General features: G+C 68.7%; 22 protein-coding genes, 1 other RNA gene and 2 pseudogenes. 12 read left to right on the top strand and 13 right to left on the bottom strand.

Features of this window, described 5'->3' with window-relative positions; all coding sequences use genetic code 11:
* Positions 1-93 precede the first annotated feature (93 nt).
* The 6 genes from ffs to AC07NN_RS16610 all read left to right on the top strand — a co-directional run bounded on the left by ffs (position 94) and on the right by AC07NN_RS16610 (position 4,046).
* An RNA gene (ffs, locus tag AC07NN_RS16635) (signal recognition particle sRNA small type) lies at positions 94-191 on the top strand.
* 186 nt (positions 192-377) lie between these two features.
* Positions 378-2,213, top strand: coding sequence for a DNA polymerase III subunit gamma/tau (locus AC07NN_RS16630; protein WP_494643173.1), 1,836 nt, complete (start codon positions 378-380; stop codon positions 2,211-2,213).
* A gap of 152 nt (positions 2,214-2,365) precedes the next feature.
* On the top strand, positions 2,366-2,695 hold the full coding sequence (locus AC07NN_RS16625) for a YbaB/EbfC family nucleoid-associated protein (protein ID WP_494643171.1): 330 nt from the start codon (positions 2,366-2,368) through the stop codon (positions 2,693-2,695).
* A 34-nt stretch (positions 2,696-2,729) separates the two neighbouring features.
* Entirely contained in the window at positions 2,730-3,167 is a 438-nt protein-coding gene (locus tag AC07NN_RS16620) for a nuclear transport factor 2 family protein (protein WP_494643169.1), read from the top strand.
* Positions 3,167-3,769, top strand: coding sequence for a recombination mediator RecR (gene recR, locus AC07NN_RS16615; RefSeq protein WP_494643163.1), 603 nt, complete (start codon positions 3,167-3,169; stop codon positions 3,767-3,769). Before AC07NN_RS16620 ends, recR begins: the two co-directional genes overlap by 1 nt.
* 124 nt (positions 3,770-3,893) lie before the next feature.
* A complete protein-coding gene (locus AC07NN_RS16610; RefSeq protein ID WP_494643159.1) occupies positions 3,894-4,046 on the top strand; it encodes a hypothetical protein in 153 nt (50 codons plus the stop codon).
* Positions 4,047-4,054: 8 nt separating this feature from the next.
* Here AC07NN_RS16610 and AC07NN_RS16605 read toward each other — a convergent pair.
* Positions 4,055-4,167: pseudogene (locus AC07NN_RS16605) on the bottom strand (hypothetical protein); the annotation flags it as partial.
* A gap of 50 nt (positions 4,168-4,217) precedes the next feature.
* Here AC07NN_RS16605 and AC07NN_RS16600 point away from each other — a divergent pair.
* Entirely contained in the window at positions 4,218-5,513 is a 1,296-nt protein-coding gene (locus tag AC07NN_RS16600; RefSeq protein ID WP_494643153.1) for a DNA recombination protein RmuC, read from the top strand.
* An 8-nt stretch (positions 5,514-5,521) separates the two neighbouring features.
* The gene (gene def, locus AC07NN_RS16595) at positions 5,522-6,043 is read left to right on the top strand and encodes a peptide deformylase (RefSeq protein ID WP_494643150.1); all 522 of its coding nucleotides are present in this window, start codon (positions 5,522-5,524) and stop codon (positions 6,041-6,043) included.
* Here def and AC07NN_RS16590 read toward each other — a convergent pair.
* The gene (locus AC07NN_RS16590; RefSeq protein ID WP_494643148.1) at positions 6,040-6,621 is read right to left on the bottom strand and encodes a hypothetical protein; all 582 of its coding nucleotides are present in this window, start codon (positions 6,619-6,621) and stop codon (positions 6,040-6,042) included. The two genes, def and AC07NN_RS16590, sit on opposite strands and share 4 nt — an antisense overlap.
* Positions 6,622-6,668: 47 nt before the next feature.
* Positions 6,669-7,367 (bottom strand): FMN-dependent NADH-azoreductase, encoded by a 699-nt coding sequence (locus AC07NN_RS16585; RefSeq protein ID WP_494643146.1) that lies wholly within the window; start codon positions 7,365-7,367, stop codon positions 6,669-6,671.
* A gap of 95 nt (positions 7,368-7,462) precedes the next feature.
* On the opposite strand from AC07NN_RS16585, the gene AC07NN_RS16580 reads away from it, so the two are divergent.
* Complete coding sequence (locus tag AC07NN_RS16580; protein ID WP_494643144.1) at positions 7,463-8,353, top strand: LysR substrate-binding domain-containing protein; 891 nt, start codon at positions 7,463-7,465, stop codon at positions 8,351-8,353.
* Here AC07NN_RS16580 and AC07NN_RS16575 read toward each other — a convergent pair.
* The gene (locus AC07NN_RS16575) at positions 8,350-8,829 is read right to left on the bottom strand and encodes a cupin domain-containing protein (protein WP_494643141.1); all 480 of its coding nucleotides are present in this window, start codon (positions 8,827-8,829) and stop codon (positions 8,350-8,352) included. The two genes, AC07NN_RS16580 and AC07NN_RS16575, sit on opposite strands and share 4 nt — an antisense overlap.
* A 64-nt stretch (positions 8,830-8,893) precedes the next feature.
* Here AC07NN_RS16575 and dapE point away from each other — a divergent pair, with 64 nt between their 5' ends.
* A complete protein-coding gene (dapE, locus tag AC07NN_RS16570) occupies positions 8,894-10,054 on the top strand; it encodes a succinyl-diaminopimelate desuccinylase (RefSeq protein WP_494643136.1) in 1,161 nt (386 codons plus the stop codon).
* Between the two features lie 16 nt (positions 10,055-10,070).
* Positions 10,071-10,991 (top strand): glutaminase, encoded by a 921-nt coding sequence (locus AC07NN_RS16565; RefSeq protein ID WP_494643132.1) that lies wholly within the window; start codon positions 10,071-10,073, stop codon positions 10,989-10,991.
* Positions 10,992-11,097: 106 nt separating this feature from the next.
* Here the strand turns inward: AC07NN_RS16565 and truA are convergent, their stop codons facing one another.
* Complete coding sequence (gene truA, locus AC07NN_RS16560; RefSeq protein ID WP_494643130.1) at positions 11,098-11,856, bottom strand: tRNA pseudouridine(38-40) synthase TruA; 759 nt, start codon at positions 11,854-11,856, stop codon at positions 11,098-11,100.
* Positions 11,856-12,782: a methionyl-tRNA formyltransferase gene (gene fmt, locus AC07NN_RS16555; protein ID WP_494643128.1), complete on the bottom strand. Its 927-nt coding sequence runs from the start codon at positions 12,780-12,782 to the stop codon at positions 11,856-11,858. Before fmt ends, truA begins: the two co-directional genes overlap by 1 nt.
* A 101-nt stretch (positions 12,783-12,883) precedes the next feature.
* Here fmt and AC07NN_RS16550 point away from each other — a divergent pair, with 101 nt between their 5' ends.
* A complete protein-coding gene (locus tag AC07NN_RS16550; RefSeq protein ID WP_494643123.1) occupies positions 12,884-13,240 on the top strand; it encodes a cell surface protein in 357 nt (118 codons plus the stop codon).
* A 113-nt stretch (positions 13,241-13,353) separates the two neighbouring features.
* Here the strand turns inward: AC07NN_RS16550 and dapD are convergent, their stop codons facing one another.
* The 7 genes and pseudogenes from dapD to lovK all read right to left on the bottom strand — a co-directional run.
* On the bottom strand, positions 13,354-14,199 hold the full coding sequence (dapD, locus tag AC07NN_RS16545) for a 2,3,4,5-tetrahydropyridine-2,6-dicarboxylate N-succinyltransferase (RefSeq protein WP_494643121.1): 846 nt from the start codon (positions 14,197-14,199) through the stop codon (positions 13,354-13,356).
* A complete protein-coding gene (locus tag AC07NN_RS16540) occupies positions 14,196-14,861 on the bottom strand; it encodes a pyrimidine 5'-nucleotidase (RefSeq protein WP_494643119.1) in 666 nt (221 codons plus the stop codon). Before AC07NN_RS16540 ends, dapD begins: the two co-directional genes overlap by 4 nt.
* Positions 14,861-15,775 (bottom strand): acetylglutamate kinase, encoded by a 915-nt coding sequence (gene argB, locus AC07NN_RS16535; RefSeq protein ID WP_494643117.1) that lies wholly within the window; start codon positions 15,773-15,775, stop codon positions 14,861-14,863. Before argB ends, AC07NN_RS16540 begins: the two co-directional genes overlap by 1 nt.
* A gap of 106 nt (positions 15,776-15,881) precedes the next feature.
* Positions 15,882-16,265, bottom strand: coding sequence for a hypothetical protein (locus tag AC07NN_RS16530; RefSeq protein ID WP_494643115.1), 384 nt, complete (start codon positions 16,263-16,265; stop codon positions 15,882-15,884).
* Between the two features lie 105 nt (positions 16,266-16,370).
* A complete protein-coding gene (locus tag AC07NN_RS16525) occupies positions 16,371-16,661 on the bottom strand; it encodes a SemiSWEET family sugar transporter (RefSeq protein ID WP_494643110.1) in 291 nt (96 codons plus the stop codon).
* Entirely contained in the window at positions 16,661-17,128 is a 468-nt protein-coding gene (locus AC07NN_RS16520; protein WP_494643106.1) for a response regulator, read from the bottom strand. Before AC07NN_RS16520 ends, AC07NN_RS16525 begins: the two co-directional genes overlap by 1 nt.
* Positions 17,129-17,146: 18 nt before the next feature.
* A pseudogene (gene lovK / locus AC07NN_RS16515) lies at positions 17,147-17,782 on the bottom strand (photosensory histidine protein kinase LovK); the annotation flags it as partial.
* Between the last annotated feature and the right edge of the window lie 281 nt (positions 17,783-18,063).

Here is an 18,063-nt window from a genome sequence, read left to right as displayed (position 1 = left end):
GCTGCTTCTCTAGCGCGAGCGTGAACGCTCGTCACGACGTCGCACGAGCATCATGCGTCTTGCATCCGCCGCAATGACTCGCGATATAGGCCTCGGAGATCGGCGCGGACGGAAGCCTCGCCAACCTGGTCAGGGCCGAGAGGCAGCAGCCACAACGAGATCACCTCTGGGTCGCTGTCCGGTCTCCACCCTCTTCTTTCCCCACATCGTCATTGGTCCACAGCGCAGCCGCAATGGCCGCTGGACCAAACCCTCGTCCTTCGACAAGCTCAGGATGAGGATTTGGACTGCCCTCGGCTCGTCCTTGGCGCCAGTCCCTGTCAGTAGCCCTCATCCTGAGCTTGTCGAAGGACGAGGGCGGCGTTACCGGACTGTCCATGGCCGACCACGACGACCTCTCGCCTGATTCCGCGCCGCCGTGGGACGAGGCTCCTGCTGAGCGGGACGAGAACACCGCCGACATCTTCGGCGAGGCGCCCGCGCCTGTGGCCACGGAAGAGGCGCGTCCGGTCGTCGAGTCCCCGCCCGAGAACGAGAAGGGCGACGCCTATACGGTGCTGGCGCGGAAATACCGTCCGCGCACCTTCGAGGACCTCATCGGCCAGGAGGCCATGGTCCGCACCCTGGCCAACGCGTTCTCGACCGGCCGCATCGCCCACGCCTTCATGCTCACCGGCGTCCGGGGCGTCGGCAAGACCACGACCGCGCGCCTGCTGGCCCGAGCGCTCAACTACGAGACCGACACCGTCAAAGGCCCCTCGGTCGACCTGACCGTCGAAGGCTACCACTGCCGCTCGATCATCGAGGGCCGGCACATGGACGTGCTGGAACTCGACGCCGCCAGTCGCACCAAGGTCGACGAGATGCGCGAGCTGCTGGACGGGGTGCGCTACGCCCCGGTCGAGGCGCGCTACAAGGTCTACATCATCGACGAAGTGCACATGCTGTCGACGGCGGCGTTCAACGCTCTGCTGAAGACGCTGGAAGAGCCGCCGCCGCACGCCAAATTCATCTTCGCCACCACTGAGATCCGCAAGGTGCCGGTGACGATCCTGTCCCGCACCCAGCGCTTCGACCTGCGCCGGGTCGAGCCGGACGTGCTGGTCAAGCACTTCGACAGGATCTCGGCCAAGGAAGGCGCGCGGATCGAGACCGACGCCCTGGCCCTGATCGCCCGCGCGGCCGAGGGCTCGGTGCGCGACGGCCTCTCGCTGCTGGACCAGGCGATCGTGCAGACCGATCGCGGCCAGACGGTCACCTCGACGGTCGTTCGCGACATGCTGGGCCTGGCCGATCGCGGCCAGACCATCGCCCTGTTCGAAAACGTCATGGCCGGCAAGACCAAGGACGCGCTGGAAGGTTTCCGCGCGCTCTGGGGCTTCGGGGCCGATCCGGCCGTGGTGATGCTGGACATACTGGATCACTGCCACGGCTCCGCGGTGGCCAAGGCTCTGGGACCGGACGCCCTGTCGATGCCCAAGGAGCAGGCCGCGCGCCTGGCCGCCATCGGGGCCCACACCTCGGCCGGCACGCTGTCGCGCCTGTGGCAGATGCTGCTGAAGGCCCACGAGGAGGTGCGCCGCGCGCCCGACGCCATGGCGGCGGCCGAGATGGCCCTGATCCGATTGTGCTACGCCGCCGACCTACCCGGTCCGGAGGAAGCGCTGAAGGCCCTGCGTGATGGCGCTCCCATTGGCGGCGGCGGTGGTCCTGGCGGCGGGGTTTCCATGGGGGGCGGCTCCGGTGGCGGCGCCTCATCGGCCGCCCATGCGCCCATGACCATGGCCGCGCCCGGCGCCCAGGCCATGCCGGTCGTGGCCTCGTTCGACGACGTCATGGCCCTGATCGCCGCCAAGCGTGACATCGGCCTTCGCCTGGACGTCGAGCAGTATGTCCGCCCGATCAGCTTCCGCCCCGGCGCGCTGACCTTCGAGGCCGCTCCGGGCGCGCCCGGCAACCTCGCCGGTCGTCTGGTCCGTTTCCTGAAGGAGCACACCGGCCAGCCCTGGCTGGTGGCCGCCGAGGGCGGCGGCGGGGCCGAGAGCCTGATGGAGCGCCAGAAGCGCGAGGAGCGCGAGGCGCTGGCGGAGATCAAGAAGGATCCGTTCGTCGCCTCGGTGCTGTCGGCCTTCCCCGGCGCCGAGATCGTCGAGATCCGCAAGCTCCTCACGCCCGAGGCCGCGCCTCTGGAGCCGGACGAGGAAGAGGGATAGCGCAGGAATTCTCCCTTCCCCATTTGATGGGGGAAGGGCGGGGATGGGGGTGACAGCGTTTCAGGACGGAGCTCGTCTTCGCTGCCGCATCACCCCACCCCTAGCCCTCCCCATCGAGGGTAGGGGAGCAAGCAAGTTTGGAGATTGAGACCATGAAAGACCTCGGCGGCCTGATGAAGCAGGCCCAGGCCATGCAGCAGAAACTCGCCGACGCCCAGGCGCGTCTGGCCGAGAGCAGCGTCGAAGGCACCTCTGGCGGCGGCATGGTCACCGTCGTGCTGAAGGGCACGGGCGAGCTGGCCAAGGTCGTGCTGGACGAGAGCCTGATCGAGCCGGGCGAGGGCGAGGTCATCGCCGACCTGATCGTCGCCGCCCATGCCGACGCCAAGAAGAAGCTCGACGCCAAGCAGGCCCAGATGATGCAGGAAGCCGCCGGTCCGATGGCGGGCCTGATGGGCGGCATGCCCGGCATGAAGTTCTGACGCCACGCCCGGCCATCCAGGGAGGAGCCCGCGTATGAAGATCCAATCCTTGTTCGCGGCCCTCGTCCTGGCGGCCACGCCGATCGCCGCCCTGGCCGAGACGTTGCCGCCCGAACTGGCGGCGGCGGCCCACGCCTATGACGCCGCCCAGGTCAATTCCGACCGCGCAGCGCTCGAGCGGCTGGTCGCCGACGACTACGTGCTGGTCAATGGCGCGGGCCTGGTCCAGTCCAAGGCCGACCTGATCCGCGACTACATGGCGCCGGGCTTCAAGCTCGATCCGTTCAAGATCGAGGCGCCGGTCGAGAAGGTGCTGGGTGACACCGCGCTCCTCGGCGGGCGGGTCAACATGACCGGAACCGATAGCGGTCAGAAGTTCGCCCTGACGGTCCGGTTCGTCGACACCTGGGCCAAGCGCGACGGTCAATGGCGCGTGGTCTACAGCCAGGTCACGCGAGTGGCCAAACCCTGATGGCGTCTTCCGCCGGACCCGAGATCGAGCGCCTGATCGCCCTGCTGTCCAAGCTGCCGGGCTTGGGTCCGCGCTCGGGCCGGCGGGCGGCCCTGGCCTTGCTGAAGAAGCGCGACACCCTGCTGGCGCCCCTGGCCGCCGCCATGGCCGAGGCCCAGGCGAAGGTCCGCACCTGCGGGACCTGCGGCTCGCTGGACGTCACCGAGCCCTGCGCCATCTGCGCCGACGCCACCCGCGACGGCCGGCTGATCTGCGTGGTCGAGGAGGTCGGCTCGGTCTGGGCCATGGAGCGCGGCGGCTCGTTCAAGGGCCGCTATCACGTGCTGGGCGGTTTGCTGTCGGCTCTCGATGGCGTGGGGCCCGAGGCCCTGCGGATCGGCGAGCTGGTCGCCCGGGTGAGCGACGGTTCGGTGGCCGAGGTGATCCTGGCCCTGCCGGCCACGGTCGATGGGCAGACGACGGCGCACTACATCGCCGACCGCCTGGCCCGGACCAATGTGCCGGTGACCATGCTGGCGCGCGGCGTGCCGGTCGGCGGCGACCTCGACTGGCTGGACGACGGCACCATCGCCCAGGCGCTGCGGGCCCGCCGTCCGGCCTGAGATCGGGCGCCCACAGGTTGTTTTGCCCTGTGACCGTTATCGACGGCTGACAACACCGCGTCTTCCGGCCTAGCTTCCCCCACCGCGTCCGGCCCCCGCCGGCGCCAGTGGAGGGACTGAGTTCATGAGCACGCCCGAAGACAAGGCTCCCGAAGCCGAAACCGAAGCCCCGCACGTCGCCAAGGTCGGCGTGATCGACAAGGGCCACAACGTCACCAGCTTCAACGACGAGCCGATCAACGGCCTGATCGCCGACCTCGCGGACGGCGACGCCTGACGATCGTAGCCCTCTCCCCTTGTGGGAGAGGGTGGCCCACGAAGTGGGTCGGGTGAGGGGTTGTGCCGGCCTTTCCGCGCGACCCCTCACCCGTCGCTTGCAGCGACACCTTCTCCCGCAAGGGGAGAAGGGAAACTTCCGCTCCGCAGCGACTCCCGCTAAGAACGGAGCATGAACTTCTCCGACCCGTTCCTCATCCTGACCATCGTCTTCGCGCTGATCGCTGTCGCCTGCGCCCTGTGGGCGCTGGCCGGTCACCGCCGCGCCGCCAAGGCCGAGGCCCAAGCCTGGATGCTGAACGAGAAGGTCGTCCAGGCCGAGGAGCGCCATCGTCTCCTCGAGGACCAGAGCGCCACCCAGATCGAGCTGATCCGCGCCCAGGCCGCCCAGAGCGCCAACAGCATCGCCGAGCAGCTGATCAAGCGCGCCGACGAGAACGCCAAGAGCCGCGAGCGCCTGGCCGAGGCCCGCCTGGAGGCCCAACTGAAGCCGGTGGCCGAGACCCTGGCCAAGTTCGAGGCCCAGGTCACCGCCGTCGAGAAGGCTCGCGCGGAAGAGACCGGCGGCCTCAAGGCCCAGATCACCGCCCTGCTGGAAGCCTCGACCGCCACCCAGGCCGAAGCCCGCAAGCTGTCGGCCGCCCTGCGGCGCGGCGCCGGGGTCCAGGGACGCTGGGGCGAGCAGACCCTCAGGAACGTTCTCGAGGCCGCCGGCCTCAATAGCCGCTTCGACTTCCAGGAGCAGTTCAGCGTCGACACCGAGGAAGGCCGTCGCCGGCCCGACGTGAAGGTCACCTTGCCGGGCGGCGGGGTGTTCGTGATCGACGCGAAGTGCTCGCTGAACGCCTTCCTGGAATCGCAGGAGGCCACCGACGAGGTGCTGCGCGAGGCCGCCATGGTCCGCCACGCCGCCAGCGTCCGGTCCCACATGCAGAGCCTGTCGTCCAAGACCTATTGGGACCAGTTCGCCGGCGAGGGCTCGCCCGACTTCGTGGCCATGTTCGTGCCCGGCGACGGCTTCCTGGCCGCCGCGCTCGACCGCCTGCCCGAGCTGATGGCCGAAGCCATGGACCGCCGGGTGGTGCTGGTCACGCCGACCACCCTGTTCGCCCTCTGCAAGGCCGTCGCCTATGGATGGCGGGCCGAGGACCAGGCCAAGAACGCCGCCCGCATCGTCGAGGTCGGCCGCGAGCTCTACAAGCGCGTATCGGTCATGGGCGCCCATGCCGGGGCCATGGGCAAGGCGCTGGAAAGCGCCGTGGGCAAGTACAACCAGTTCGTCGGCTCGCTGGAGAGCCAGGTCCTGACCCAGGCCCGCCGCTTCGAGGAGCTGTCGGTCGATCACGAGGGCAAGGAGATCGCCGAGCCGGCGCCCGTGGAGCAGGGCGTTCGTCCGCTCACGAAGCTGGGAGCGGGGCCGGTGGGACAATCTCCCACCTTGACGCTCGGAAATGAGACGCCTACCTGACCATCGTTATGGCCATCCGTCGCATCCTTGCCGTCGATAGCGCCGCCGACCTGGCGACGCTGAAGAAGATCTCCACCCCCGTGGAGACCGTCACCGACGAGCTGCGCGCTCTGATGGATGACATGCTGGAGACCATGTACGACGCCCCGGGCATCGGCTTGGCCGCCGTGCAGGTTGGCGAGCCCGTGCGCGTGATCGTCATGGACCTGGCCCGCGAGGGTGAGGCGCCGGCCCCGCGCTACTTCGTCAATCCCGAGATCCTGTCGACCTCGGAAGAGACCCTCGGCTACGAGGAAGGCTGCCTGTCGGTGCCGGAATATTTCGACGAGGTCGAGCGCCCGTCGAAGGTCACGATCCGCTACATGAACTACCAGGGCGAGACCGTCGTCGAGGAAGCCGAAGGCCTGTTCGCCGTCTGCATCCAGCACGAGATGGACCACCTGGAAGGCGTGCTCTTCATCGACCACCTCTCGCGCCTGCGCCGCGACCGCGCCATGGCCAAGGTGAAGAAGGCCCGCCGCGCGGCCTAGGGCCGCATCACGTCCACCTCGTCCTGAGCCGTCGACAGCTTTGATCGCAGATCGTAGGCGCCGGCGATGTATGGCTTCTTGGGCGTCCAGCAGTCCGTCAGCGCCTTCTCGCTGCGCCACCACCATTCGGACACCGCCCCATCCAGATCACGCTGGAGCATGACGTCGCCCTCGCGGCCGTCGGCCGTGGGGCCGATCAGGGTGACGAGCGGCGTGTCGCTGACCCAGCCGCGCGGTCCGGGCTTGGGACCAGCGAACGACACCGGCGGGATGCCGGCAATGTTGGTCAGCACGTCCGCCAGCGCCGGACAGGCGCGACCATCGATCCATTCGTGGCGAAGGGTGGTCTGGCCCATCCGGTCATCGCGCCGCCGCCGCTCGACCACCCAGACCCGCGCCGCGCCCTCGCCGATCTCATGGAACACGGCGGCCTCGTCGACGAAGACGCCGAGGCCGCCGCCTTGCTGCATGACGCGATAGGTCTGGCGCACCCGCACGGGCGGGATCTTCTCCAGCGGACTGACCGCCGAAGGTTGGCCGAGGGCGGCGACAAGGGCAAAGGTGGCGAGACTGAGCATGGTCTCAACCTAGGGAAGCGCCGTGACCCGTCAACCGCCCGCAGAACTCAGGCCGCTCGCGCCGCGCCTTCACCGCGTTCCGCCGCGATCGCTTCCGCCAGCGCCGTTACCGCCGCCTCCGCGCTCGCCAGCGAGGCGGCCAGGCGCTCGTCCTGGAACTCGTCGTACTCGACCGCGACGGTGCGGACATCGGTGATCCCGAGATAGGCCAGCGGCTTGGCCAGGCTGGGGACGACCAACTCCCGATCCGCGATCCGCTCGCCGGGGTCGTAGCCGTAGTCGCCGCGCGCGGTCAGCACGACCAGGGTCTTGCCGTGATCGGCCAGCAGCGGCCAGTAGGGCTCGCCCTCGCGCGACCGGTCGAAGCCGAAGGTCAGGCCGACGCGGACGATGTTGTCGATCCAGGCCTTCAGCGGCGCGGGCGGGCCGAAATTGTACATCGGCGCGCCGATGACGATGACGTCGGCGGCCTTCAGTTCGGCGACCAGGGCGTCGCTCTCGGACAGCACCTCGCGCATCCAGGGCTCGCGCGCCTCGGGCTTGGTGAAGGCGGCATGGACCCAGTCGCCGCTGACCGGACGGGGCGGCCGCGCGCCGACGTCGCGATAGGGCGTCTCGTCCTGGGGCCGCAGGGCGCGCCAGGCCTCCATGAAGCGGTGGGTGAGCCGGCGGGTGTGCGAGCCGTGCGGGGTCTGGCCGGAACGGCCGGGGCGGGCGCTGGCGTCGATGTGCAGAACCGTGGTCATGGACAACTCCAAGGCTGATGAGAAATCATCTCGAAGGACGTTCTGCGCGCGTGACGGCGCGCCGACGAACGCGTAATCGTCAGGTCATGGATGAGGTGAATTCATCTGTCTCGCGCCGCCGCCTGCCCCTGGGCGCCCTGCGCGCCTTCGAGGCCGCCGCGCGGCTGGAGAGCTTCCGCCTGGCCGCCGAGGAGCTGGGCGTGACCCCGACGGCGGTCAGCCATCGCATCCGCGAGCTTGAGGAGACGCTGGGCCTGAAGCTGTTCGACCGTCACGTGCGTCGGGTCGTGCTGACGCCGGCCGGCCGGAGGCTTTTCCCGGTGCTGCGTGACGGTTTCGACGCCTTCGCCGAGGCCCTGCGCGGCCTGAGGTCCGAGACGGAAGAGGCGGCGGTCACGGTTTCCGTCCTGGTCGCCTTCGCGGCCCGACGGCTGCTGCCGCGCATGGGTCAGTTCCGCGCCGCCCATCCAGGCCTGCAATTGCGCCTGCACGCTTCCGACGATCCGGTGGACCTGCGCTCGGGCGCGGCGGACCTGGCGATCCGCTATGGCTACGGACCGTTCCCGGGCCTGCTGTCCGAAGCCCTGTTCGTCGAGACCTTCGCGCCCGTGTGCAGTCCGCGCCTGGCCCTGGCCTCGCCGGCGGACCTGGCCGGCCAGACCTTGCTGCATGCGGAGTGGCGTCATCCCGCCGCTGACACCCCGACCTGGACGCGGTGGGCGGCGACCGCCGGCCTGGCGGGCCTGGACACGACGCCGGGCCTGACCTTCACCGACGACAGCCACGCGATCCAGGCGGCCGTCGGCGGCCTGGGCGTGGCCCTGGCCAGCCTGTCGCTGGTCCGGGATGAGCTGGCCTCAGGCCTGCTGGTCCAGCCGTTCGGGCCGGTGCTGCAGGGCCGACCCTATAACCTGCTGCGCCTGCCGACGGCCTCGCCGGCGGTCCTGGCGGTGCACGACTGGCTGCTGGCCGAGCTGAAGGCCTAGCGCTTGCGGCCCTGCTCGGTGTCGTAGGGCGTCCCGTCGCGATGGCGGTAGGTCTCCTCGCCCTGGCGAAGGACGAGGTCGATGTCGGGATAGTCGCAGCCGTCGGTGTCGGGCCGGCGCGAGCCGATCTCCAGCAGCAGGACGTCCTTGTCCGAGCGGTTCTGGAAATGGTGGCCGTTGGCGATCCCGGCCTTGAAGCCCGCGCAGTCGCCGGCCCGCATCAACGTCTCGCCCTCGTTCTCCACCAGCACGACCTCGCCCTCGACTACCCAGGTGAACTCGTCCTCGGCGGTGTGCCAGTGGCGCTGGCTGGACCACACGCCGGGCTCCAGCCGCAGCAGGTTCACCCCGAACTGGTCGAGCCCGACGGCGTCGCCCAGCTTGGTGCGGTGGCGCTGCAGGCAGGGCGCATTGAACGGCGCGGGATAGGCCGTGCCGACGCGGGTCGGGGCCGAGGCGATATCGATCTTGGGCATGGTCGACCTTGGAACAGACTTGCCGGGTTTGCGTCCCGCCGGAGGGAAGCCTAAAGCCTGCAGCATGACCAGTCCCGCGCCCGTTTCCGTCAGTATCGACCCCGTCGAGCTCGCCCAGGCCCTGATCCGCCGTCCGTCGGTGACCCCGGCCGACGCGGGCGCGATGGACACGCTGCAGCGCCAGCTCGAAGCCCTGGGCTTCAACTGCCGCCGCATGAAGTTCGGCGAGATCGAGAACCTCTACGCCCGGCGCGGGACGGCGCGGCCGAACCTCTGCTTCGCCGGCCACACCGACGTGGTGCCGGTCGGCGATGACGCGGCCTGGACCGCCGGGCCGTTCGAGGCCGAGATCAAGGACGGGGTGCTGTACGGTCGCGGCGCGGTCGACATGAAGTCGGCGATCGCCGCCTTCGTCGCCGCTGTCGCCAAGATCCCCGAGCATGCCGGCTCGATCAGCTTCCTGATCACCGGCGACGAGGAGGGCGTGGCCGAGGATGGCACGGTCAAGGTCGTCGAGGCCCTGGCCGCCGAGGGCGAGATCATCGACCACTGCATCGTCGGCGAGCCGACCTCGGCAAACCTGCTGGGCGACATGGTCAAGATCGGTCGGCGCGGCAGCATCAACGCCTGGATCGCGGTCGATGGGAAACAGGGCCACGTGGCCTATCCGCACCGCGCGGCCAATCCGATTCCGGTGCTAGTCGACATCCTCTCGCGCCTGCAGAGCCGGGTGCTGGACGAGGGCTATACCGGCTTCCAGCCTTCGAACCTGGAGGTGACCACGGTCGATGTCGGCAACACCGCGACCAACGTCATCCCGGCCTCGGCCAAGGCCCGGGTGAACATCCGCTTCAACCCGGCGCACAAGGGCCATGAGCTGGCCAGCTGGATCGAGGCCGAGTGCCGCGAGGCCGCCGAGGGCTTCTCCGGCCGCGTGGAAGCGCTGTGCAAGATCAGCGGCGAGGCCTTCTTGACCGAGCCGGGCGCCTTCACCGACGTGATCGTGGCCGCCGTCGGCGACGCCACGGGCCGGGTGCCGGAGCTGTCGACCACCGGCGGCACCAGCGACGCCCGCTTCATCCGCGCCCTGTGCCCGGTGGTCGAGTTCGGCCTGGTCGGTTCGACCATGCACCAGGTCGACGAGCGGGTTCCGGTCGAGGAGATCCGTTATCTGGCCGACGCCTACGAGGCGCTGATCAACCGCTATTTCGCGGCGTTCGCTTAAAGGGCGGGGCGTCGACATGAAGGCGCTCTCGATCCCCGACGTGCTGGCCGAGGTAGCGGTGCTGGTGAAGCCGCACTTCGGCAAGGGCCGCACCGCCGACTACATCCCGGAACTGGCCGACGTGCCGGGCAGCAAGTTCGGCATGGCCGTGCGCACGGTCGACGGCGGCGAGCACGTGATCGGCGACGCCGACGAGGGCTTCTCGGTCCAGAGCATCACCAAGGTCTTCGCCCTTGGCCTGGCGCTGAACCGCCTGGGCGACGAGACCTGGACGCGGGTCGGCAAGGAGCCGTCGGGTACGCCGTTCAATCACCTCTCCTTGCTGGAAGCCGAGCAGGGCGTGCCGCGCAATCCATTCATCAACGCCGGGGCGCTGGCGGTGACGGATGTGCTGATGGACGTCACCCGCGACCCGGCCGCCCTGGTCCGGGACTTCGCCGGCTTCCTCTGCGACGAGCGGCTGGAGATCGATCCGACCGTGGCGGCGTCCGAACTGGCCAACGCCTGGCAGAACCGCGCCATCGCCAACCTGATGCGCGGCAAGGGCACGCTGACCCACGATCCGGAGAGCGTCGTGGCCGCCTATTGCCGCCAGTGCGCCCTGACCATGAGCTGCCGCCAGCTGGCCCGCGCCTTCCTGCCCCTGGCGGCGGGCGGCTTCTCGCCGGTGGCGCAGGAGACGGTGTTCCCCGAGCGGCTGACGCGGCGGCTGAATTCGCTGCTGCTGACCTGCGGGATCTACGACAGCGTGGGGAATTTCGCCTATCGGGTCGGCCTGCCGAGCAAGAGCGGCGTGGGCGGCGGCATCGTTTCGGTCGTGCCGGGCAAGGCGGTGATCGCGGTGTGGTCGCCGGAGCTGGACCGGTTCGGGACCAGCGTGGTCGGGACGGCGGCGCTGGAGGCGTTCAGCCAGATTACGAATTGCTCGGTGCTTTAGGGGTCACTTGCCCCCTCCGCGCTTCGCGCTCCTCCCCCGGAGGGGGAAAGAAGGCGGCGCGCCATTCTTCCGCCCGCCTTTGGGGGCGGACGACCTGCGCAGCAGGTCAGGTGGGGGGAGTGGCCTCTGCGTATCCGACGCCCACGAGATAAAGCCCATCCGCCGGCGCCACGGGCCCACATTCCCGCCGATCTTTGGCCTCCAGCGCCGCCTTCACGTCGTCCGGTGTCCAGCGCCCCGCGCCGACCTCGGCCAGGGTCCCGGTCATCGACCGCACCTGCCGATGCAGGAAGCTCCGCGCCTCGAAATCGAGGTGGATCTCCTCGCCCACACGCCGCACCCGCGCCACGTCGAGCGTCTTCACCGGGCTCTTGGCCTGGCAGTGCATGTCGCGGAAGGTCGTGAAGTCGTGCAGGCCGATCAGGTGCTGGGCGGCCGCGTGCATGGCGTCGGCGTCCAGGTCCTTCTTCATGTGCCAGACCCGACCCTTGTCCAGCGCTGGCGGGGCGCGGCGGTTTAGGATGCGGTAGAGGTAGCGGCGCTCATTGGCCGAGAACCGCGCGTGCCAGTCGCCCTCGGCGACCTCGGCCGACAGGATCGACACCGCCTCGCGGGTCAGGTGGGCGTTGAGGGCGTTGAACACCGTCTGGGCCGGCCAGTCCTTCTCGAGATCGACATGGACCACTTGGCCGGTCGCGTGGACGCCGGTGTCGGTGCGGCCGGCGGCGGCGATGCGCACGTCCTGGCCGCTGAAGGCCTTCACCGCCGCCTCGATCGCGCCCTGCACCGACGGCAGCACGGCCTGGGCCTGGAAGCCGTTGTAGGGCCGGCCGTCATACTCGACGAGGAGGCGGTAGCGGGGCATCAGGCCAGCTGCGTCCCGGTGGCGATCGGAAAGCCGCGCGTGAAGGTCTCTGCGTCCTGGACGCCCTTGCCTTCGCGCTGGGCCTTCAGCAAGCGCACGGAGCTGTCTCCGCAGGCGATCAGTAGGCTGTCGTCCAGCGCGGTTCCCGGCGCGCCCGAGGCGGTCTCGACGCGCGACAGCAGGGCCTTCACGCGGACCGGGCCCTTCTCCGACGGCGCTTCGAACCAGGCGCCGGGGAATGGCGACAGGCCGCGGATGTGGCAGTCGATCTCGGCGGCGGGGCGGGTCCAGTCGATGCGGGCCTCGGCCGACTTGATCTTCTTGGCATAGGTGACGCCGTCCTCGGCTTGCGGCGTCTCGCGGGCGCCGCCGCGTTCGATGGCGGCCAGGGCGACGGGCAGCAGCTGCGCGCCGGTGGCGGCCAGCTTGTCGTGCAGGGTGGCGACGGTGTCGTCGGCGGCGATGACGACCCGCTGCGACATCAGGATCGGGCCCTCGTCGAGGCCCTCGCTCATCCGCATGACCTGGACGCCGGTGACCGGATCGCCAGCCATGATCGCCCGCTGGATCGGGGCGGCGCCGCGCCAGCGAGGCAGCAGCGAGGCGTGCAGGTTGAAGCAGCCGTATTGCGGCGCGTCGAGCACGGCCTTGACCAGGATCTGGCCGAAGGCGACCACGACGGCGGCGTCGAGATCCAGGGCCTGGAAGGCCTCGATCTCTTCGGGGGTCTTCATCGAGACCGGTGTGCGGACCGGCAGGCCCAGGCCCTCGGCGAAGGCATGGACCGGCGAGGGCTTCAGTTCCTGGCCGCGACCGCGCGGCGCGGGCGGCTGGGAATAGACGGCGACGATCTCGTGGCCCGAGGCGACGAGTTCGGCGAGGCACGTTACGGCGAAGTCGGGGGTGCCGAGGAAGGCGATGCGCATGGCGGGGGTTTAGCGGTCCGTGCGCTCGGACGCAAAGGTGACTCGGAACCTGCGCCGTGGGCCTTCGTTATCCAGCCGACTTATTGCGAAGGAGCACGACCATGCGTTCCATCCTGTTCATCGCCGGCTGCGCCGTTACCCTGACCCTGGCCGCCTGCTCGCAGGAGCACGCCACCGAGGTCAAGGAAGGCGCCCAGGCCGCCGCCTCCGACATCAAGGACGCCGCTCACACCATCGCCAACGACCCGGAGGTCAAGGAAGCGGGCACGGCGATCAAGGAAAGCACCAAGGAAACCGCGGGCGAGCTGAAGGAAGCCGCCGGCGACGCCGCCGACAAGGCCCAGGAACTGGGCGCCAAGGCCGGCGAAAAGGCCAAGGAAGCGGGTTCGGAGCTCAAGCAGGACGCCAAGAAGGGCGCGGCGGAGAGCAAGAAGCAGCTGAACGAAGCGACGCACTAGGGCGTCGAAACCTCGCCCTTCGACAGGCTCAGGGTGAGGTTTCTACTGATGCGCGGCGCTAGAATTCGTCCTCACCCTGAGCTTGTCGAAGGGCGAGGACGTCTCCGCCAAACTCAGTCCCGCAGCAGGTCGTTGATCGACGTCTTCGAGCGCGTCTGCGCGTCTACCGTCTTGACGATCACCGCGCAGTAGAGGCCCAGGCCGCTCTTCGGGTCGGGGCGGCTGCCCGGGACCACGACGCTGTAGGGCGGCACCTTGCCGATGTGGACCTGGCCGGTCGCGCGGTCGATGATCTGGGTCGAGGCGCTGATGAACACGCCCATCGACAGGACCGAGCCTTCGCCGACGACCACGCCCTCGACGACTTCCGAGCGGGCGCCGATGAAGCAGTTGTCTTCGATGATGGTCGGGTTGGCCTGCAGGGGCTCCAGCACGCCGCCGATGCCGACGCCGCCCGACAGGTGGACGTTCTTGCCGATCTGCGCGCACGAGCCGACCGTGACCCACGTGTCGACCATGGTCCCTTCGTCGACATAGCCGCCGATGTTCACGAACGACGGCATCAGGATGACGTTCTTGCCGATGTGGGCGCCGCGACGGACGATCGCGCCCGGCACCGCGCGGAAGCCGCCGGCCTCGAACTGCGGGGCGTCCCAGCCGTCGAACTTGTTGGCCACCTTGTCCCACCACGGACCGACGCCGCCGCCGAGGCTGCCGGCGCGCATGACGGTGTTGGGGTTCAGGCGGAACGACAGCAGCACGGCCTTCTTCAGCCACTGGTGGGTGATCCACTCGCCGTCGACCTTCTCCGAGACGCGGGCCTTGCCGCTGTCGAGCAGCAGCAGGGCTTCGTCGACGGCGGTGCGGACGGGGCCGGTGGTGGCGGCCGAGACGTCGGCGCGGGCTTCCCAGGCGGCTTCGATCTCGGTCTGGAGGTCGGCGAGGCTGACAGCGGTCATTGCGGGCTTCCTTGCAGGCGGGCCGCGTTCAGGAACGCGGGCAGGTCGTTGGTGCGGTGATGGACGTGTTCGGAGGTCGAGTCCTTGGCGTGGGCCCCGACCAGGATCGTGGTCATGCCCAGCCGCGCGGCCGGGACGAGGTTCTTCTCGCTGTCCTCGAAGAAGGCGGTCTTCGGCGGATCGATGGCGTGCAGCTTGCTGATCTTGTCGAAGGTGCTCAACGAGGGTTTGGGCACATAGTCGGCCGTCTCGATGGCGAAGATCTCGGAGAACAGGTCGCGCAGGTTCAGGTGGGCCAGCACGCGCTCGGCGTGACCGACCGAGCCGTTGGTGAAGATCAGCCGGCGGCCGGGCAGGCGCTGGATGGCGGCGCGCAGTTCCGGGCTGGGGATCAGGCGCTCCATCGAGACGTCGTGGACCTCGTCCAGGAACGCCTTGGGCTCGATGCCGTGATGGGTCATCAGGCCGGCCAGGGTGGTGCCGTGTTCCTTGAAGTAGCCGTGCTGCAAGGCCTTGGCCTCTTCGCGCGGCAGTCCGGTCAGGCGCTCGACGAAGTCGGTCATCTTGACCTCGATCAGGCCCATGAACTCGCTTTCCAGCGGGTACAGGGTGTTGTCGAGGTCAAACAGCCAGGTGTCGACGTGTGTGAGGTCGGCCGACATCAGCGCGAGATCAGCGTGCCCGCGCCGTGCTCGCTGAACAGCTCGACCAGCATGGCGTGCGGGCGACGGCCGTCCAGGATGACCACGGCCTCGACGCCCGATTCCACGGCGTGGATGGCGTTTTCCAGCTTGGGGATCATGCCGCCGGTGGCGACGCCGGTGTCGATCAGCGCGCGGGCCTCTTCCAACGTCATCTGGCGGATCAGTTCGCCATTGGCGTCGAGCACGCCCTTGATGTCGGTCAGCATCAGCATCCGCTTGGCCTTGAGGGCGCCCGCGAGCGCGCCGGCCACGGTGTCGGCGTTGATGTTGAAGGTCTCGCCCGCGTCGGAGACGCCGATCGGGGCGATCACCGGGATGTAGTCGGTTTCCGACGCCAGCAGGGTCTGGATGATGTGCGGATCGACCTTGGTCGGCTCGCCCACGAAGCCCAGGTCGACGGCCTGCTCGATATTGCTGTCCGGATCCTTCTTGGTCCGGGTCACCTTCTCGGCGGTGATCAGGCGGGCGTCCTTGCCCGACAGCCCCACGCCGCGCACGTCGGCCTCGGCGCCGGCCTGGGTGATCCAGCTGGCGATTTCCTTGTTGATCGCGCCCGACAGGACCATCTCGGCCACTTCCATGGTGGCTTCGTCGGTGACGCGCAGGCCGTCCACGAAGGTCGACTTGACGCCGGCCTTGTCGAGCATGCGGCTGATCTGCGGACCGCCGCCGTGCACAACCACCGGATGGACGCCCAAGAGCTTCAGCAGCACGGCGTCGGCGGCGAAGACCTTGGCCACCTCTTCCTGGCCCATGGCGTGGCCGCCGTATTTGATCACGACCGTTTCGCGGTCGTAGATCTGGATATAGGGCAGGGCCTCGGCCAGGGTCTTGGCGGTGGCCCAGCCGGCTTCCTCGGCGGCGTCGGTCAAGCGTCTGTCCTCGAAGGAGATTAGGCGGCGCCTCGATAGCGGACCCCGCCCCCCCTGTCATCAAAAACGGACGCCTCGCGGGTTCGTCGCGACCCGATGGGGCGGTCTAGTGAGGCTTGCTGCTGCCCGACGCAGGCGATGTGAGGAGCTGGGGGCTGCTCTTGTCGCCGCTGCTCAGCGAGGGCTGGCAGGTGCACGTGCAACTGGATCCCGAGCTCTTGCCGGAGCTCATGCCTCCCGAGGTGGGCGGGGAGCTCTGGCTGGCCCCGAAGCTGTAGCTGGACGAGCGGGCGTTCGAGGTGCTCCACGAGTCCATCATCATCGGCTTGGCGCCGCTGGGACAGTCGGTGCGGCTGGAGCACTCGGGCGTCGCCGCGCAGGTGTTGGTCGTGGTCATCGAGCTGCTGGACCGCGCGCCGGGCGTCTGGGCCAGGACGGGCGTGCAGAGCAGGGCGGCCAGGGCCACCGTTCGCGCGATGGATTTCAGCATTGGACTCTCCTGAAGAACCGTGAGGCGGCTGGGTGGCCAGGAGGTCGCGGAGCCGTCGGCGAAAAACTGCGCCGTGAACGGATCTATTTCAAGTAACGGCGTTCTTCAGGTTGAGCGGGCTTTGGGTCCGGTGCGATCGAACCGCCATTTCATGACCAGCACCGCGCCAGACATCAGCAGGCAGGCGATGTTCGAGGCGATGACGGGCCAGGCCCGGATCAGGATCCCGTAGACGATCCAGCACGAGAAGCCGGTGACGGTGACGACATAGGTGCGCAGCGAAACGGACGAGGCGTCCTTTTCGCGCCAGATTTTCAGGATCTGCGGCGCGAAGCTGGTGATCGACAGCAGGGCGGCGGCGGTTCCGACCGCGACGGCGACCGGCGGCAGGGCCATCAGGCGGTCTGCTGCATCACGTCGTTGAGGCCCCAAAGCTCGGCATAGGCCGGAGCCAGGGTCAGGCCGACCGGGGCCGGACCGGGCACGTGGCCCTCGGTCAGGCAGTAGGTCAGGTAGGAGAGGGCGGTCTTCACCCCGTGCTCGGAATAGGGCTTGCCGATCACGCCGCAGGCGCCGGCGAAGTCGTCGGGCAGGCGCTTGACGTTGGCGGTCATGAACAGGGCGACGCCGCCGCAGTCCTGCGAGATCTTGCGGGCCACGTCGACGCCCGTCGGGCCGTCGCTGAGGTGGACGTCGACCAGGGCCAGATCGGGGTGGAGCTTCTCGGCCAGATCGACGGCTTCGTCCGAACTCATGGCGCAGCCCAGCGAATGGCAGCCGACTTCCTCGACCAGATGTTCCAGTTCGATCGCGAGAAGCATCTCGTCTTCGACAATCAACACGTCGAGCGTTCGGCCGCTCATAACAAACTCGTCCCTACTTCAATGCGTACCGTTCACGGGCAGCAGAACGATCACGCGGGTTCCAGGTTCCGCATCGGTGGTCTCCCATTTGGCCTTCAACTGCTGGCAGAGCAGCTGGACGATGGTGAGGCCGAAGCCCGAGGGCTTGCTGTCCTTGTCAATTCCAACGCCGTCATCGGTGATTTCGATCCGGAATTCGCCTTCCTGGCGACTGACGCCGATGAAGATCCGCCCACCGTGTCCTTCGGGGAAGCCGTGCCGAAGGGCATTGGTCAGCAGTTCGTTGATCACCAGGGCGAAGGGGGCGGCCTTGGCGGCCGGGATGTCGACGCGCTCGAGATCCAGCTCGACACGGATGTCCTCGCGCATGGCCGAGCCCATCAGGTCGGCGACCATGTCGCGGATGAAGGCCGAGACGTCGAAGCGCTCGACGTCGTCGCTCTGGAACAGGCGGCGGTGGACGGTGGCGATGGCGTTGACCCGGCCCAGCATGCCCCGCAGCGACGCCTTCAGCGCCGGATCGGTCACGCGGCGGTTCTGCAAAAGCAGGAGGCTGGAGATGAGCTGCAGGTTGTTCTTGACCCGGTGATCCACCTCGTGGAGCAGCGCAGTCTTCTGCTCCAGGGCCTGGGTCAGCTCCTGGGTGCGAGCCTCGATGATTGCTTCGAGATCCTCGGCGCTACGAACGGCGGGGGGAGCGTCATCGGCGCCCGGCGCTTCCGGATAATCTTTCATGCCTGTGGTCAAGCTCCCACCTCCCCGTGGACGCTCAACGTACCCGAAGGTGTCGGGTTCCCAACATAGGTTGGATGGAAAAATGAAATGGCGGGAGCTCGGCTGGAGCTCCCGCCATTTTTGAACGCGGCGGACCAGGGGAGGAATAGCCGGGTTACCGGCGGCCGCCGCGCTGTTCGAAGGACCGTCCGTGCTTCCCG

This window comes from Caulobacter sp. GW821-FHT09H08 (assembly GCF_059415885.1).
Note: the sequence above shows the minus strand (reverse complement) of the source record. Positions and strands in the feature narration are given on the sequence as shown.

What these genes read in the sequence shown, in the direction of transcription:
- AC07NN_RS16540 (WP_494643119.1), bottom strand. Translation starts at nt 14,861, where the DNA reads ATGTCGGCCGACCTCACACACGTCGACACCTGGCTGTTTGACCTCGAC.
- AC07NN_RS16530 (WP_494643115.1), bottom strand. Translation starts at nt 16,265, where the DNA reads ATGCTGAAATCCATCGCGCGAACGGTGGCCCTGGCCGCCCTGCTCTGC.
- AC07NN_RS16520 (WP_494643106.1), bottom strand. Translation starts at nt 17,128, where the DNA reads ATGAGCGGCCGAACGCTCGACGTGTTGATTGTCGAAGACGAGATGCTT.
- recR (WP_494643163.1), top strand. Translation starts at nt 3,167, where the DNA reads ATGGCGTCTTCCGCCGGACCCGAGATCGAGCGCCTGATCGCCCTGCTG.
- def (WP_494643150.1), top strand. Translation starts at nt 5,522, where the DNA reads ATGGCCATCCGTCGCATCCTTGCCGTCGATAGCGCCGCCGACCTGGCG.
- AC07NN_RS16610 (WP_494643159.1), top strand. Translation starts at nt 3,894, where the DNA reads ATGAGCACGCCCGAAGACAAGGCTCCCGAAGCCGAAACCGAAGCCCCG.
- AC07NN_RS16565 (WP_494643132.1), top strand. Translation starts at nt 10,071, where the DNA reads ATGAAGGCGCTCTCGATCCCCGACGTGCTGGCCGAGGTAGCGGTGCTG.
- AC07NN_RS16600 (WP_494643153.1), top strand. Translation starts at nt 4,218, where the DNA reads ATGAACTTCTCCGACCCGTTCCTCATCCTGACCATCGTCTTCGCGCTG.
- AC07NN_RS16550 (WP_494643123.1), top strand. Translation starts at nt 12,884, where the DNA reads ATGCGTTCCATCCTGTTCATCGCCGGCTGCGCCGTTACCCTGACCCTG.
- fmt (WP_494643128.1), bottom strand. Translation starts at nt 12,782, where the DNA reads ATGCGCATCGCCTTCCTCGGCACCCCCGACTTCGCCGTAACGTGCCTC.
- AC07NN_RS16620 (WP_494643169.1), top strand. Translation starts at nt 2,730, where the DNA reads ATGAAGATCCAATCCTTGTTCGCGGCCCTCGTCCTGGCGGCCACGCCG.
- AC07NN_RS16525 (WP_494643110.1), bottom strand. Translation starts at nt 16,661, where the DNA reads ATGGCCCTGCCGCCGGTCGCCGTCGCGGTCGGAACCGCCGCCGCCCTG.
- AC07NN_RS16575 (WP_494643141.1), bottom strand. Translation starts at nt 8,829, where the DNA reads ATGCCCAAGATCGATATCGCCTCGGCCCCGACCCGCGTCGGCACGGCC.
- AC07NN_RS16625 (WP_494643171.1), top strand. Translation starts at nt 2,366, where the DNA reads ATGAAAGACCTCGGCGGCCTGATGAAGCAGGCCCAGGCCATGCAGCAG.
- dapE (WP_494643136.1), top strand. Translation starts at nt 8,894, where the DNA reads ATGACCAGTCCCGCGCCCGTTTCCGTCAGTATCGACCCCGTCGAGCTC.
- truA (WP_494643130.1), bottom strand. Translation starts at nt 11,856, where the DNA reads ATGCCCCGCTACCGCCTCCTCGTCGAGTATGACGGCCGGCCCTACAAC.
- dapD (WP_494643121.1), bottom strand. Translation starts at nt 14,199, where the DNA reads ATGACCGCTGTCAGCCTCGCCGACCTCCAGACCGAGATCGAAGCCGCC.
- AC07NN_RS16590 (WP_494643148.1), bottom strand. Translation starts at nt 6,621, where the DNA reads ATGCTCAGTCTCGCCACCTTTGCCCTTGTCGCCGCCCTCGGCCAACCT.
- AC07NN_RS16630 (WP_494643173.1), top strand. Translation starts at nt 378, where the DNA reads ATGGCCGACCACGACGACCTCTCGCCTGATTCCGCGCCGCCGTGGGAC.
- AC07NN_RS16585 (WP_494643146.1), bottom strand. Translation starts at nt 7,367, where the DNA reads ATGACCACGGTTCTGCACATCGACGCCAGCGCCCGCCCCGGCCGTTCC.